The organism is Xanthomonas fragariae, from assembly GCF_017603965.1.
GTDB classification, from domain to species: Bacteria; Pseudomonadota; Gammaproteobacteria; order Xanthomonadales; family Xanthomonadaceae; genus Xanthomonas; species Xanthomonas fragariae_A.
In genome coordinates this window covers 564773-578433 of the sequence record NZ_CP071955.1, presented here as the reverse complement: position 1 = coordinate 578433, position 13661 = coordinate 564773, and the positions used below count along the sequence as shown (strand labels likewise).

Genomic DNA, 13661 nt, shown 5'->3' with positions numbered 1-13661 from the left:
CTGCGCAATGCACGTCCCATCGATCGACCCGCAACTTAGAGTGGCTAACAAAGCTATTGCGCTCACCGCCAGGCGGGCGCGGCCGGTGCTCGGAATCCTCATGTAGCGCTAGTACATTGCGGTTCCGCCGCGCCATCCGCACTCACCTGGCGACTGCTTGCTACGTTGACCAGGGCCACCAGCGATTGAGTGTGCTCGCTTCGGCAGACGTTCGCCTCCTGCATGATGCCTCCTCGGCGGCCATGACCGCGATGCCCACGTCGCGCTACCGTGGCAGGCTGGCTGGCTTGGCATCCGCCATCCTGCCGCCACGTGCCGCACGAGATGGAAGGCCTACTCAACCGTCACCGACTTGGCAAGATTCCGCGGCTTGTCCATATCGGTGCCGCGTGCCAATGCGGCGTGATACGCCAACAACTGCACCGGGATGGTGTGGATCACCGGCGACAGCACGCCGGCGTGACGCGGGGTGCGGATCACGTGCACGCCTTCGGATTGGCTGAAGTGGCTGTCCTGATCGGCGAACACGAACAACTCGCCGCCACGTGCGCGTACTTCCTGCATATTGGATTTGACCTTCTCCAGCAGCCGGTCGTTCGGCGCAATCACCACTACCGGCATCGCTGCATCCACCAGCGCCAGCGGGCCATGCTTCAACTCGCCGGCCGGATACGCTTCGGCGTGGATATAAGAGATTTCCTTGAGCTTGAGCGCACCTTCCAGCGCGATCGGATAATGCAGGCCGCGACCGAGAAACAGGGCGTTCTCCTTGGCCGAAAACCGCTCGGCCCAGGCCATGATCTGCGGCTCCAGATTCAAAGCGTGCTGCACGCTGCCAGGTAGAAAGCGCAGTTGCTCCAGATAGTCAGCTTCTTCGATCTCGCTGATGCGGCCCTGCAACTTGCCCAGCACCATGGTGAGCTGGAACAACACCGCCAACTGGGTGGTGAATGCCTTGGTCGAGGCCACACCGATCTCGGCGCCGGCACGCGTGTAGCAGACCAGTTCGCTGGCGCGCGGGATCGCGCTCTCCGGCACGTTGCAGATCGACAGCGTGTGCAGATGCCCCAGCGATTTGGCGTATTTCAGCGCCTCCATCGTGTCCAGCGTTTCGCCGGATTGGGAGATGGTGACGATCAGATGCTTGGGGTTGGCGTATGCGGCGCGGTAGCGGTATTCGCTGGCGATCTCCACGCTGCACGGCAGCCCGGCAATGGCTTCGATCCAGTAACGTGCGGTCATGCCGGCGTAATAACTGGTACCGCATGCCAGAATCTGCACGCCTTCGATGTCGCGCAACACCGCTTCGGCGTTCGGCCCGAACAACGAGGCGGGGAAGCCCTTCGCATCGATCGCCGCTTCGATGGTATCGGCAAGCGCGCGCGGCTGCTCGTAGATTTCCTTCTGCATGAAGTGGCGAAACGGGCCCAGTTCCAGCGATGCCAGCGACACATCCGACAGATGCAGCGGGCGCTCGACCGGCGCATCGTTGGTATCGAAGATGCGCACGCCATCGCGACGCAATTCGGCCGTATCGCCCTCTTCGAGGAAGATCACCTGGCGGGTGGCCTGAACGATCGCCGAGACATCGGAGGCGACGAAGTTCTCGCCTTCGCCTACACCGATCAGCAATGGGCAGCCCATGCGCGCACAGACAAAACGTTCCGGCTCGGCCTGGCTCATCACCGCCAATGCGTAGGCACCGGTGAGCTCCTTGACGGTGCGCTGCAGTGCGATCAGCAGGTCGCCTGCGCTGCCAAGATGATGATGGATCAAATGCGCGATGACTTCTGTATCGGTCTGCGACTCGAAGATGTAGCCGAGCGCACGCAGTTTCCTGCGCTGCTGTTCGTGGTTCTCGATGATGCCGTTGTGCACCAGCGCCACGCCTTCGCTGATGTGCGGATGCGCGTTGGCTTCGGTAACGCCCCCATGGGTGGCCCAGCGGGTGTGGCCAATGCCCAGCGTCGCACCGAACTGCTCGGCCTGCGCCGCCTGCGCCATCTCCACCACGCGTCCGGTACGACGTACACGGCGCACTTGCGCGCCATCGAGCACCGCAATGCCGGAGGAATCGTAGCCGCGGTATTCCAGGCGCTTGAGTCCTTCGATCAGGACCGGGACCACGTCGCGCCCGGCGATCGCTCCGACAATGCCGCACATAGAACATCCCTTGAGGAATTAAGCAGGTCATTTTAGCGTGTCCGCTCTTGTCCGCCGCATGACCGTGTCGGGACAGCGTGTCGGCGGACAATGCGACAGTCGTTGACGAGCACAAAGCTCATCGATGTTGCAGAACACGCCGGTGGCGATGCTGCTGATGGTGGCCGTTAGCGATGGCGTGCGCCGCATCGGGTTTTCCAATAACATCGCAAGCAAACTGTTGCACGACGGTCGCAAGCTCGAAGGCCAGCATCGGGACGACGTGCTCGGATCGACGCCGCACAGATCTAACAGGCTCTGCTCAATCTGCTCAAGAATGCCCACGAAGCCTGCAGCGAAGCGCAGCCACCCTACCGACAGTGATTTCCACTACCCGCGAGGCGTGTAGCACAGCGGCTACGCATCGAAGTGCTCGATCGCGGCAACGGCATGATCGAAGCAGTGCTGCACAATGCACTGATGCCGCTCTACTCGACCAAACGCGGGGCGAGCACCTTGCAGTGCCGATACAGCATCGCCGACAGCTGTTTTGGCGGTCCGTTTACTCGGGCCGCAACGTCCCGCGCTCCTCGATACGCGGTTTTTTCAAGGCTCCGCAAGCATCGTCTGCGCCGGTGGTGCGCGTGGCGACAATCGTGCCGTAATAGCCATTGCCCACGGTATTGTCGACAAACTGCCCGCCCTGCGAAGGGCATTCGACCTCGGGCTTTATCCAGTCCGAAAACGCCGCGTACTTGCCGGCCCTGACGAAGCGGTTGTCGCCGACGTAGGTGTTGTCCGACGCATCGCGGGTGCGCACGGCATCGCCGTTGACGTTGGTGAAGGTATTGTCTTCGATCCGGTTTCCGGACGAGTGACGCGCCAAATAAATCGCATGGATGAAACCAGATGTCTTGGTATCGTTTTCGATCGACACGAACCGGTTGTGTTCGATGCGGTTGTCGCGCGAGTTCTGCAGCCGGATCGCCGCAAACGAATAGGCCGCCTCACTGCTGCTGCCATAGACGCCACCGATGCGCTCGAAGGTCATGTCACGGATGACGTTGCCGCTATTGCCGTCGTCGCTGCGCTTGCTGCTGCCCAGATCGAGCGCCATCCAGTAATTGCTGACCTTCAAGCCGTCGAAGGTCAGGCGGGTGGCGGTATCCCGACCGCCTTTCAGCGTGAACCAGGTTGCGCCACCGCGCCCATCGAACACCGGTGGGCTGGCGACACCAGAGGCAGCGATAAAGCGGATGGGCGCGCCGTTGGCGAACGTCCATTGCACAGATTGCGTGAGATACGTGCCTGCTGCGATCACCACTTCCACCGTGCCGGCAGGCTGCCGCTGGAACAAGCGCTGTTGGGCGGCAGCCAGACTGCGCAGCGCTGTCGAGGCGCTGGTGCCTGCCGCGGCATCGTTGCCATCGGGCGCCAGATACAGCCGGTAGGTCTGTGCAGATGCAGCAACCGGCAGCAGCGCTACCAACGTCAGTACCAGCTTCGCCCGCAATGAGCAGCATCGCATTTCCATCCCGCACCTCATTAAGCACTCGTGACGCTAGCCATTCATTTTGCAGTGGCCTGGCAGCACGCGTTGCGACGTCCTGCACAGTGCGGCAAACCGCGTTACTTCGTGGTAGGTCGCTCCCAGCCTTCAATCACGGTCTGACGCGGGCGCGTCACACTGAGCTGGCCGGCCGGTGCATCGCGGGTGATCACCGACCCCGCACCGATGGTGGCATTGGCACCGATCTCGATCGGTGCCACCAGCGCGCTGTTGGAGCCGACAAAGGCGCCATCGCCGATGGTGGTCTGCGACTTGTTCACCCCGTCGTAGTTGCAGGTGATGGTGCCGGCGCCGATGTTGACCTTGCTGCCGATAACAGCATCGCCCAGATAGGTCAGATGGTTGGCCTTGCTGCCCACCCCCATGGTGAGTTTCTTGGTCTCCACGAAGTTGCCGATATGCACGCCATCGGCCAACACGGTGCCGGGACGCAAGCGCGCAAACGGGCCGATCATCACCGCGCCCTCGGTCACCACCCCTTCCAGATCGCAATGCGCGCGCACCTGTGTGCCGGCGCCCAGGGTAACGTCGCGCAGCCGCACGAACGGGCCGATGACCACGCCATCGCCCAGCGTCACATCGCCTTCCAGAATCACATCGATATCGAGCTGCACATCGCGGCCCACCTGCACGGTGCCGCGCTGGTCCACGCGCGCCGGGTCGGCCATGCGCACGCCTTGCAGGCATAACCTACGCGCCGCACGCGCCTGCCAGGCACGTTCGAGCTGGGCGAGCTGCCAGGTGTCATTGGCGCCTTCCACATCCTGCGGGTCGGCCACATGCACCATGTCGGCCGGGGTGAAATCGGCGGCGGCGCTAGCAAACACGTCGGTAAGATAGAACTCGCCCTGCGCATTTTCGTTCGACAAACCCACCAACCAACGCCGCAGCGCGGTGGATTCGGCGGTGAGGATGCCGGTATTGATGGTGCGGATGCGGCGCTGCTCATCGTTGGCATCCTTCTGCTCGACGATCGCCGCAACCTTGCCTTCCGCATCGCGCAAGATGCGCCCGTAACCGGTGGGATTGGCCACATCGGCCACCAGCACTGCCATACGTCCGGGTGCGCGCAGCAGTTGCAGCAAGTCGTCGGATTGGATCAGCGGCACATCGCCGTACAACACCAGCACCGTCGCCGCATCCGGAATCGCAGGCATCGCCTGCAGCACCGCGTGCCCGGTGCCCAGTTGCTGGCGTTGCCCGGCCCAGTGCAGGTCGCTTTGGGCTGCGAACGCCACCTGCACCTGATCGCCGCCGTGTCCGTACACCACGTGGATCGCGGCCGGTTGCAGTTGCCGCGCGGTGGCAACCACGTGCGCCAGCATCGGCTGGCCGGCCAGCGGCTGCAGCACCTTGGGCAAGGACGAGCGCATGCGCTTGCCCTCGCCCGCGGCCAGGATCACGACATGCAGGGGCAAAGTCATCGAAACGTTCCAAAGCGAATAGATGGTCAAATTCTAGTCGCTGTCTCGGCGGTGCGTCGTTACCGCCTGGCCGTCTTTTAGTGATGACGCTTTAAGCGCTGCTGCCGTTAGCATAAGCGCCCTTTCTCGATCATCAGGCACGCATGAGTCTGTTCCGCCAAGGCAGCCAGTTCATGATGATTGGCGTCCTGCAGTTGGCTATGGACTGCGGCATCTTCATCGCCGCCACCGCTGTAGGCATGCCTGCAGTGCCGGCCAATCTGCTCGGACGCATCAGCGGCGCGATGCTCGGGTTCTGGCTCAATGGCTGCTACACCTTCGCCCAAGAAGGCAGCGCGCGTCTGGGATGGCAGCGCTTCCGACGCTTTGCGCTGATGTGGCTGGCGCTGACGTTGATCAGCACCTGGCTACTATCGATGACGGTCGAGCTAATCGGCCTGCGTCAGGCCTGGCTGGCCAAGCCACTGGTCGAAGGCGGGCTGGCGATCGTGTCGTTCTTTCTGGGCCGGCATGTGGTGTATCGCTGATATGAAGAATCGGCAACGAACACATCGCGCGGACAGATAACGGAAGCAGCGTCACTGCCATCGTTTTCTGTCATGGGGTGCTTTTCTGTCATGGGGTGCCGCTCGACTCAGTGACAGAAATCGCCAAGACTGCGTACCAATGCAGCACGATGCAGCGCGTCCAACTGCCATCGCGCGGCGTAATGCGCTGCTACACGCGCGGTGCTGGTCGGACAGTCGGGCACTGCGCGTGCTGTCGCAACGTCGGCCAATGCATCGAGCAATTCGCCCTGCAGTTGATCCAGGCGTGCGCGCAGCGCGGTCAGATCCGGACGTGCGGTGTCCGGCGCGCTTCCGCGTGCGCGCCAGTGATTCAACAAAGCGTACTGCACCGACTTGTTGGCTTCGATCTGCGCAGCGAAGAAACGCGCCGCATCGTCGGCATCCAGCCCGTGCGCAGGCGCCTGATCGCGCACGCTCTGCAGCACCGCCGCTTCGCGGGTCTGGTCCAGCACCGGCTTGCCGCTGTCCCACTTGCTCAGCGCCACTGCATCGCCGATCGCATTGCGTTGCACGATGCGATCCAGCAACGGATCCAGCGGCGGCTGGCTGCGGGCAGGCAACGCGCAACCCAGCAGAGCCACGGCGAGCAGGCCTGTGAGCGCGTAACTGCGAATGCCAGCGATCAAGCGAGTCATTGCGGGTTCCTCGACATGCATGAGTGAACGCTGTGCCGCCTTCAGACGTCGGCACAGCGCAAAGCAGACAGTGTGCCTGCTGCCACAGCGTACGTGGGCCGCGCCACGCACGCGCATCTCCACAAACGAAAACGCCGACACGAGGTCAGCCTTTCCAGTCCACACGTGCGTGTGGCGATGCATCTGCTATCACGTTTGCGCGCGCCGTCCAAAGCGGCTCACGCCATCGCACTTAGTGCTTCAGCGTACGACGCAAACGCTCCAGCGCCTGCAACTGCACCGTCGCCTCGGCCAGCTGGCGCTGCGCTTGGGCCACGTCCACCGTGTCGCCACGGTTGGCCAGCAGACGCTCGGCCTCTTCCTTGACCTTGCGCACGGCGGCTTCGTCGATGTCCTGCGCACGCACCGCGGTATCGACCAGCACGGTCACCACCTGCGGCTGAACTTCCAGGATGCCGCCGGAAATGGCGAAGTCCAACTGTTCGCCACTGGCGGTGGTGACCACCACCTTGCCCGGCTTCAGGCGTGTGATCAGCGGCGCGTGCTTGGGCGCAATGCCCAGCTCGCCCAACTCGCCGGTGGCCACGACCAGGGTCGCCTCACCGTGGAAGATTTCCTTCTCGGCGCTGACGATGTCGCAACGGATAGTGCTCATGGTGGGTGCCTCACGTTGTTAGGCGGGGATCGGGTATCGGGCATCGGGCATTGGCAGCAGCGGCATTCGCCGTCATCACCCCCCTCGCCCACATCTCCCGATCACCGCCGTACCGAATTCCAAATCCCGGCTCTTACGCCTTGGCGCTCATCTTGTTGGCTTTCTCGACGGCTTCTTCGATGCTGCCGACCATGTAGAACGCCTGTTCCGGCAGGTGATCGTACTCGCCGTCGCAGATCGCCTTGAAGCCGCGGATGGTGTCCTTCAGCGAAACGTATTTGCCAGGCGAGCCGGTGAACACCTCGGCCACGTGGAACGGCTGACTGAAGAAGCGCTCGATCTTGCGCGCGCGCGAGACCGACTGCTTGTCTTCTTCGCTCAGCTCGTCCATACCCAGGATGGCGATGATGTCCTTCAGTTCCTTGTATTTTTGCAAGGTCTGCTGGACACGCTGGGCGGTGTCGTAATGCTCGTTGCCGATCACCAGCGGGTCCATCTGGCGGCTGGTGGAATCCAGTGGATCCACGGCCGGATAGATACCCAGCGAAGCAATGTTGCGGCTCAGCGTGACGGTCGAATCCAGATGGGCGAAGGTGGTCGCCGGCGACGGGTCGGTCAGGTCGTCCGCAGGCACGTACACGGCCTGGATCGAGGTGATCGAACCGCTCTTGGTCGAGGTGATGCGCTCCTGCAACACGCCCATTTCCTCGGCCAGGGTCGGCTGGTAACCCACTGCCGACGGCATACGGCCGAGCAGTGCAGACACTTCGGTACCGGCCAGCGTGTAGCGGTAGATGTTGTCTACGAACAGCAGCACGTCCTTGCCCTTGCCGTTTTCATCCTTCTCGTCGCGAAAGTACTCGGCCATGGTCAGGCCCGTCAGCGCAACGCGCAGACGGTTGCCCGGCGGCTCGTTCATCTGGCCGTACACCATCGCGACCTTGTCCAGCACATTGGAGTCTTTCATCTCGTGGTAGAAATCGTTGCCCTCACGGGTACGCTCGCCCACGCCGGCAAACACGGACAGACCCGAGTGCGCCTTGGCGATGTTGTTGATCAATTCCATCATGTTGACGGTCTTGCCGACGCCGGCGCCGCCGAACAGGCCGACCTTGCCGCCCTTGGCGAACGGGCACATCAGGTCGATGACTTTGATGCCGGTTTCCAGCAGTTCGGTGCTGGAGGACTGGTCTTCATACGACGGTGCAGCGCGGTGGATTTCCCAATGGTCCGACGCCTGCACGTCGCCGGCTTCGTCGATCGGACGACCTAGCACGTCCATGATGCGGCCCAGCGTACCGGCACCGACCGGCACCGAAATGGCGCGCTCGGTGTTGGTGGCCAGCAGGTTGCGCCTGAGGCCGTCAGTGGAGCCGAGCGCAATCGTGCGCACTACGCCGTCGCCGAGCTGCTGCTGCACTTCCAGGGTGATGGCGGTGCCCTCGACCTTCAACGCGTGATAGACCTTCGGCACTTCATTGCGCTGGAATTCGACGTCGACGACCGCGCCGATGATCTGAACGATCTTGCCCTGACTCATTATTGCTGCTCCGGTTAGCTTTGCTCTGTCCGAGTGGCCGATGCCAGCTCGTTGAATTTTGTGATGTGGGATGCGTGATTGGAGATTCGTAAGAGCGCGATCCGATGCGCTTTCAGCCAATACCAAATCCACACTCCGGGCTGTTCTTATACGGCGGCGGCGCCGCTGACGATCTCCGAAATTTCCTGGGTGATCGCCGCCTGACGCGCTTTGTTGTAGACCAGTTGCAAGGTGCCGATCATCTTGTTGGCGTTGTCGCTGGCAGCCTTCATCGCCACCATGCGCGCGGCATGCTCGGAGGCAACGTTTTCCAGCACGGCCTGGTACACCAGCGACTCGATGTAACGCGTCATCACGTGTTCCAGCACGGTCGCGGCATCGGGTTCGTACAGGTAATCCCAATCGTGGTGGGCCACCTTGTGCTCGCCGGCCGGCAGCGGCAGCAGCTGATCGAAGCTGGCCTTCTGGGTCATCGTATTCACAAAGCGGTTGTAGACCAGATACACGCGGTCCACCTTGCCCTCGACGAACGCATCCAGCATCACCTTGATCACACCGATCAGCTGATCGATCTGCGGGCTGTCGCCCAGATGCGTCACGCTGCCGACCATGTTGACCTTGATGCGCCGGAAGAATGCCGACGCCTTCTGACCGATGGTCACCACGTCGATCTCGGCACCCTTGTCCTGCCACGGACGCACTTCGCCCAGCATCTTGCGGAACAGGTTGTTGTTCAGACCGCCGGCCAGGCCACGGTCGGAAGAGATCACGATGTAACCGACCCGCTTGACCTGCTCACGCTCGACCAGAAACGGATGCTGGTAATCGGTACTGGCCTGCGCCAGATGCCCGATCACCTGCTTCATCGCCTGCGCGTACGGACGCGAGGTCTTCATGCGGTCCTGCGCCTTGCGGATCTTGGAGGCCGAGACCATTTCGAGCGCGCGCGTCACCTTGCGGGTGTTCTGCACGCTCTTGATCTTGGTTTTGATTTCGCGTCCGCCTGCCATTGCTCGCTCGCTTCGCTGGTGGGATTCGGGATTGGTGATTCGGGATTGGCCAAAGCCTCCCGCATCTCCCACCACGACTCCCGAATACCTGAATCTGGAGATTCGTAAGTGGTGCTTCGAGTGGCCTAAGCCCCCGAACCACCGCTCTTACGAATCCCGACTGCCCAATCCCGAATCCCGGCTACTGACTTACCAGCTACCGGTGGTCTTGAACTCTTCGATGCCCTTCTTGAAGCCGGCTTCGATGTCGTTGTCCCAACCGCCGGTGGTGTTGATCTTGGAGATCAGCTCACCCTGGGTGTTGGCGAAGTGGGCGTGCAAGCCTTCTTCGAACGCCAACAGCTTGTTGACTGGCACTTCATCGAGGTAACCCTCGTTGACGGCATAGATCGACAGCGCCTGGTTGGCAATGGACATCGGCGCGTACTGCTTCTGCTTCATCAGCTCGGTGACGCGCTGACCGCGCTCGAGCTGCTTGCGGGTGGCTTCGTCCAGATCCGAGGCGAACTGCGCGAACGCAGCCAGCTCACGGTACTGCGCCAGCGAGATACGGATGCCGCCGGACAGCTTCTTGATGATCTTGGTCTGGGCCGCACCACCGACGCGCGACACCGAGATACCGGCGTTCACGGCCGGACGGATGCCGGCGTTGAACAGGTCGGTTTCCAGGAAGATCTGGCCGTCGGTGATCGAAATCACATTGGTCGGCACGAATGCGGAGACGTCACCGGCCTGCGTTTCGATGATCGGCAGTGCCGTCAGCGAACCGGTCTTGCCGGTCACCGCACCGTTGGTGAACTTCTCAACGTATTCCTCGGACACGCGCGCAGCGCGCTCGAGCAGACGCGAATGCAGGTAGAACACGTCGCCCGGATAGGCTTCGCGACCCGGGGGGCGCTTGAGCAGCAGTGAGATCTGACGGTAAGCCACGGCCTGCTTGGACAGATCGTCATACACGATCAGCGCATCTTCGCCGCGGTCCATGAAGTACTCGCCCATGGTGCAGCCGGCATACGGGCTGATGTATTGCATCGCGGCCGACTCGGACGCGGTCGCAGCCACCACCACGGTGTGCGCCAGCGCGCCATTCTCTTCGAGCTTGCGCACGATGTTGGCAACGGTCGAGGCCTTCTGACCAATCGCCACGTATACGCACTTGATACCGGTGCCCTTCTGGTTGATCACCGCATCGATCGCCAGTGCGGTCTTGCCGGTCTGACGGTCGCCGATGACCAGCTCGCGCTGACCACGGCCGATTGGGATCATCGCATCGACCGACTTGTAACCGGTCTGCACCGGCTGGTCGACCGACTTGCGCCAGATCACGCCCGGCGCAACACGCTCCACCGGTGCGGTCTGGGTAGCGCCCAGCGGACCCTTGCCATCGATCGGCTCGCCCAGTGCGTTGACCACGCGACCCAGTAGCTCCGGACCCACCGGCACTTCCAGAATGCGACCGGTAGTCTTGGCCACGTCGCCTTCGCGCAGGTTCTCGTAGTCGCCCAGCACCACGGCGCCGACCGAATCGCGCTCCAGGTTCAGCGCAAGGGCAAAGGTGGGCGTGCCATCCGGAGCGGGCGGCAATTCGATCATTTCGCCCTGCATCACGTCGGCCAGGCCGAAGATGCGCACGATGCCGTCGGACACGCTGGTCACGGAGCCTTCGTTGCGAGACTCTGCGGACAGCTTGACCGCCTCGATGCGGGTCTTGATCAGGTCGCTGATTTCGGAGGGGTTGAGCGTGGTTGCCATCGTTCAGTCCTAGGTGCCGGCCGCGAGGGCCATGCGTTTATGTGAATTCAGTGGGCGAGCGAGCTTTGCAGACGCGCAAGCTTGCCCTTCAGCGAGCCGTCGATGACCACGTCGCCGGTGTCGATCACCGCGCCGCCGATCAACGAAGCGTCCACCGCAGTGATGATGTCCACCTCGCGGCCGAAACGCTTCTTCAGCGCAGCAGCGATCGTGTCGAGCTCTGTCCGATTCATTGCGGTTGCCGATGTCACTGTCGCCTTGACGACGTGTTCGGCGTCGGCACGCAGCTGTTCGTACAGCCCTGCGACTTCCGGCAGCAGCGACAGCCGCTGCGCATCGGCAAGCAGGCCGAGGAAACGCAGATAGTCTTCGCCCGCTTGCGGCGGGGCCAGCAACGCTACTGCCTGTTCCTGGCTCAAGGCCGGGTTGAGCAACAGCGCGGCCACGCGCGGCTCGCCGGCCACCTGCGACGAAAACGCCAGCGCATCGGACCAGGGCGCGACGTTGCCGCCCTCACGCGCGATTGCAAACGCGGCACGGCCGTAGGGACGGGCAAGTGTGAGGGCCTGACTCATCGATTAAATCTCCGCCGCCAGCTCGTCGAGCAGCGCCTTGTGGGCGTTGGCATCGATTTCACGCTTGAGCAGCTTTTCGGCACCGCTGACTGCCAGCACGGAGACCTGCTTACGTAGTTCCTCGCGGGCACGGGTCGCCGAGGCGTCGATTTCGGTCTGCGCCAGCTCCTTCTGACGGTTGGCTTCGGCAATCGCCTCATGCTTGGCCGCTTCGATGATCTGGTTGGCGCGCGCATGGGCCTGATCGATGATCTCGTTGGCCTTGGTGCGTGCGTCCTTCACTACTTCATTGACCTTTTCCTGCGCCTGCGCCAGATCCTTCTGACTACGATCGGCCGCAGCCAGACCTTCAGCGATCTTTTGCTGACGCTCTTCGATCGCCCGCAACAGCGGCGGCCAGATCTTGGTCGCGACGATCCAGATCAGACCGGCGAAGGCCAGCGCCTGGGCAAAGATGGTAAGGGTGATGTCCATGGGTCGCTCAATCGCTCTTTAGGGGTGAAAGCGCCACCGCATGGCGACGCTTTCCGACCTTCATCCGCAGAGGCAACCACGCGCGGTTGCCTCCACATCCTGCTACCGCTGGATCAGCCGGCAGCCTGCGACAGACGCTCGATGAACACCTGTGCCAGCGGGTTGGCGAAGGCGAACAGCAGGCCGACAGCGACGCTGATGATGAACGCGGCGTCGATCAGGCCGGCGGTGATGAACATGCGGACCTGCAACACCGGGATCAATTCCGGTTGGCGCGCGGCCGATTCCAGGAACTTGCCAGCCATGATGGCCAGACCGAGGCCGGCACCCAGCGCGGCCAGGCCGATCATGATGCCGACGGCGAGGACGGTGGAGCTCTGGACTTGAGCGAGGTTGGTCAGGACGGCGAGGTACATGATGATCTCCGAACGAAAGTTTCTAAGGGTGATGGATGAATCGGGATGAAGCGTATGTATGAAGGGTGTAGCGAAACTCAGTGACTGTCTTCGGCAAGGCTCAGATACACGATCGACAGCATCATGAAAATGAAAGCCTGCAACGGAATCACCAATAGGTGGAACAACATCCAGCCAAGGCCGAATACGCCGCCAGCGACCATGCCGGCGATGCCCGCACCGCCCAGCACCCAGATCAACAGGAAGACGATCTCGCCGCCGAACATGTTGCCGAACAGTCGCATCGCCAACGAAATCGGCTTGCTCAACCACTCGACGATGTTCAAAAGCAGGTTGAACGGCATCATCCACTTGCCGAACGGCGCCGTCAGGAATTCCTTGGTCATGCCGCCTACGCCCTTGGAGCGCAGCGAGAAGACGATCATCAGGAAGAACACGCTGATCGACATGCCCAAGGTGGCATTGACGTCGGCGGTGGGCACCGGCTTCCAGGAATGGATGCCTGCCCAACCCAGCGGGATGGCGATGAAATCGGCCGGAACCATCTTGATGAGATTCATCAACAGGATCCAGAAGAAGATGGTGATCGCGATCGGGGTCACCAGCTTGCTGCTGCCGTGATAGGTGTCCTTGGCCTGCCGATCGACGAACTCCAGGCAGATTTCCACGAACGCCTGCCACTTGCCCGGCACGCCGGCCGTTGCACTGCGGGTCGCCGTCCAGAACGCGAAGACCATCACCAGGCCCATCAACACCGCCATGACCAGGGTGTCGACGTGGATGGTCCAAAACGTACCGCCACCCTCACGAACCGGATAGATCAGGTTCTGCAAGTGATGCTGGATATAGGAGGTAGGTGTCGCTGCCTCGCCCGCCATGTGTCCGGAGCCCTTTAAGTT

At 62.2% G+C, this 13661-nt stretch carries 13 protein-coding genes, 1 other RNA gene and 1 pseudogene; 3 read left to right on the top strand and 12 right to left on the bottom strand.

Translation table 11 applies throughout. From position 1 onward, the window contains the following. Nucleotides 1–100 precede the first annotated feature (100 nt). Nucleotides 101–171, top strand: a non-coding RNA gene (locus J5I97_RS02735) — sX9 sRNA. 162 nt (nt 172–333) lie between these two features. Here the strand turns inward: J5I97_RS02735 and glmS are convergent. Then, nucleotides 334–2163: a glutamine--fructose-6-phosphate transaminase (isomerizing) gene (glmS, locus tag J5I97_RS02730; protein WP_208588882.1), complete on the bottom strand. Its 1830-nt coding sequence runs from the start codon at nt 2161–2163 to the stop codon at nt 334–336. Nucleotides 2164–2427: 264 nt separating this feature from the next. Between glmS and J5I97_RS20460 the strand changes: the two are divergent. Next, nucleotides 2428–2661 (top strand): annotated as a pseudogene (locus J5I97_RS20460) (ATP-binding protein); the annotation flags it as partial. 43 nt (nt 2662–2704) lie between these two features. Here the strand turns inward: J5I97_RS20460 and J5I97_RS02720 are convergent. Continuing rightward, complete coding sequence (locus J5I97_RS02720) at nt 2705–3676, bottom strand: NosD domain-containing protein (RefSeq protein ID WP_238135625.1); 972 nt, start codon at nt 3674–3676, stop codon at nt 2705–2707. A 95-nt stretch (nt 3677–3771) separates the two neighbouring features. Beyond that, on the bottom strand, nt 3772–5136 hold the full coding sequence (glmU, locus tag J5I97_RS02715) for a bifunctional UDP-N-acetylglucosamine diphosphorylase/glucosamine-1-phosphate N-acetyltransferase GlmU (protein WP_208588875.1): 1365 nt from the start codon (nt 5134–5136) through the stop codon (nt 3772–3774). Between the two features lie 143 nt (nt 5137–5279). On the opposite strand from glmU, the gene J5I97_RS02710 reads away from it, so the two are divergent. Then, entirely contained in the window at nt 5280–5663 is a 384-nt protein-coding gene (locus J5I97_RS02710) for a GtrA family protein (protein ID WP_208588872.1), read from the top strand. Nucleotides 5664–5770: 107 nt separating this feature from the next. Here the strand turns inward: J5I97_RS02710 and J5I97_RS02705 are convergent, their stop codons facing one another. From J5I97_RS02705 to atpB, 9 genes are all read right to left on the bottom strand, one after another. Beyond that, entirely contained in the window at nt 5771–6340 is a 570-nt protein-coding gene (locus tag J5I97_RS02705; RefSeq protein WP_208588870.1) for a chorismate mutase, read from the bottom strand. 232 nt (nt 6341–6572) lie between these two features. After that, nucleotides 6573–6995, bottom strand: coding sequence for a F0F1 ATP synthase subunit epsilon (locus J5I97_RS02700; protein WP_002814084.1), 423 nt, complete (start codon nt 6993–6995; stop codon nt 6573–6575). 133 nt (nt 6996–7128) lie between these two features. Further along, nucleotides 7129–8535: a F0F1 ATP synthase subunit beta gene (atpD, locus tag J5I97_RS02695; RefSeq protein ID WP_208588861.1), complete on the bottom strand. Its 1407-nt coding sequence runs from the start codon at nt 8533–8535 to the stop codon at nt 7129–7131. A gap of 146 nt (nt 8536–8681) precedes the next feature. Further along, the gene (gene atpG, locus J5I97_RS02690; RefSeq protein ID WP_208588859.1) at nt 8682–9545 is read right to left on the bottom strand and encodes a F0F1 ATP synthase subunit gamma; all 864 of its coding nucleotides are present in this window, start codon (nt 9543–9545) and stop codon (nt 8682–8684) included. Between the two features lie 189 nt (nt 9546–9734). Continuing rightward, complete coding sequence (gene atpA, locus J5I97_RS02685) at nt 9735–11297, bottom strand: F0F1 ATP synthase subunit alpha (RefSeq protein WP_208588857.1); 1563 nt, start codon at nt 11295–11297, stop codon at nt 9735–9737. Nucleotides 11298–11344: 47 nt separating this feature from the next. Further along, nucleotides 11345–11872 carry a F0F1 ATP synthase subunit delta gene (locus J5I97_RS02680; RefSeq protein WP_208588855.1) on the bottom strand — a complete coding sequence of 176 codons (528 nt, stop codon included), beginning with the start codon at nt 11870–11872 and terminating at the stop codon, nt 11345–11347. Between the two features lie 3 nt (nt 11873–11875). Further along, nucleotides 11876–12346, bottom strand: a complete 471-nt coding sequence (locus J5I97_RS02675) for a F0F1 ATP synthase subunit B (RefSeq protein WP_208588854.1) — start codon at nt 12344–12346, stop codon at nt 11876–11878. Between the two features lie 113 nt (nt 12347–12459). Continuing rightward, the gene (gene atpE, locus J5I97_RS02670) at nt 12460–12762 is read right to left on the bottom strand and encodes a F0F1 ATP synthase subunit C (RefSeq protein WP_002814105.1); all 303 of its coding nucleotides are present in this window, start codon (nt 12760–12762) and stop codon (nt 12460–12462) included. Nucleotides 12763–12839: 77 nt separating this feature from the next. Beyond that, nucleotides 12840–13640 (bottom strand): F0F1 ATP synthase subunit A, encoded by an 801-nt coding sequence (gene atpB / locus J5I97_RS02665; RefSeq protein WP_208588853.1) that lies wholly within the window; start codon nt 13638–13640, stop codon nt 12840–12842. Nucleotides 13641–13661: the final 21 nt, after the last annotated feature.

Bases quoted from the DNA above. Each gene is read 5' to 3' on its own strand.
- glmS (WP_208588882.1), bottom strand. From the start codon at position 2,163: ATGTGCGGCATTGTCGGAGCGATCGCCGGGCGCGACGTGGTCCCGGTC.
- atpE (WP_002814105.1), bottom strand. From the start codon at position 12,762: ATGTACCTCGCCGTCCTGACCAACCTCGCTCAAGTCCAGAGCTCCACC.
- glmU (WP_208588875.1), bottom strand. From the start codon at position 5,136: ATGACTTTGCCCCTGCATGTCGTGATCCTGGCCGCGGGCGAGGGCAAG.
- J5I97_RS02720 (WP_238135625.1), bottom strand. From the start codon at position 3,676: ATGGAAATGCGATGCTGCTCATTGCGGGCGAAGCTGGTACTGACGTTG.
- atpD (WP_208588861.1), bottom strand. From the start codon at position 8,535: ATGAGTCAGGGCAAGATCGTTCAGATCATCGGCGCGGTCGTCGACGTC.
- J5I97_RS02710 (WP_208588872.1), top strand. From the start codon at position 5,280: ATGAGTCTGTTCCGCCAAGGCAGCCAGTTCATGATGATTGGCGTCCTG.
- atpB (WP_208588853.1), bottom strand. From the start codon at position 13,640: ATGGCGGGCGAGGCAGCGACACCTACCTCCTATATCCAGCATCACTTG.
- J5I97_RS02675 (WP_208588854.1), bottom strand. From the start codon at position 12,346: ATGGACATCACCCTTACCATCTTTGCCCAGGCGCTGGCCTTCGCCGGT.
- atpG (WP_208588859.1), bottom strand. From the start codon at position 9,545: ATGGCAGGCGGACGCGAAATCAAAACCAAGATCAAGAGCGTGCAGAAC.
- atpA (WP_208588857.1), bottom strand. From the start codon at position 11,297: ATGGCAACCACGCTCAACCCCTCCGAAATCAGCGACCTGATCAAGACC.
- J5I97_RS02700 (WP_002814084.1), bottom strand. From the start codon at position 6,995: ATGAGCACTATCCGTTGCGACATCGTCAGCGCCGAGAAGGAAATCTTC.
- J5I97_RS02680 (WP_208588855.1), bottom strand. From the start codon at position 11,872: ATGAGTCAGGCCCTCACACTTGCCCGTCCCTACGGCCGTGCCGCGTTT.
- J5I97_RS02705 (WP_208588870.1), bottom strand. From the start codon at position 6,340: ATGACTCGCTTGATCGCTGGCATTCGCAGTTACGCGCTCACAGGCCTG.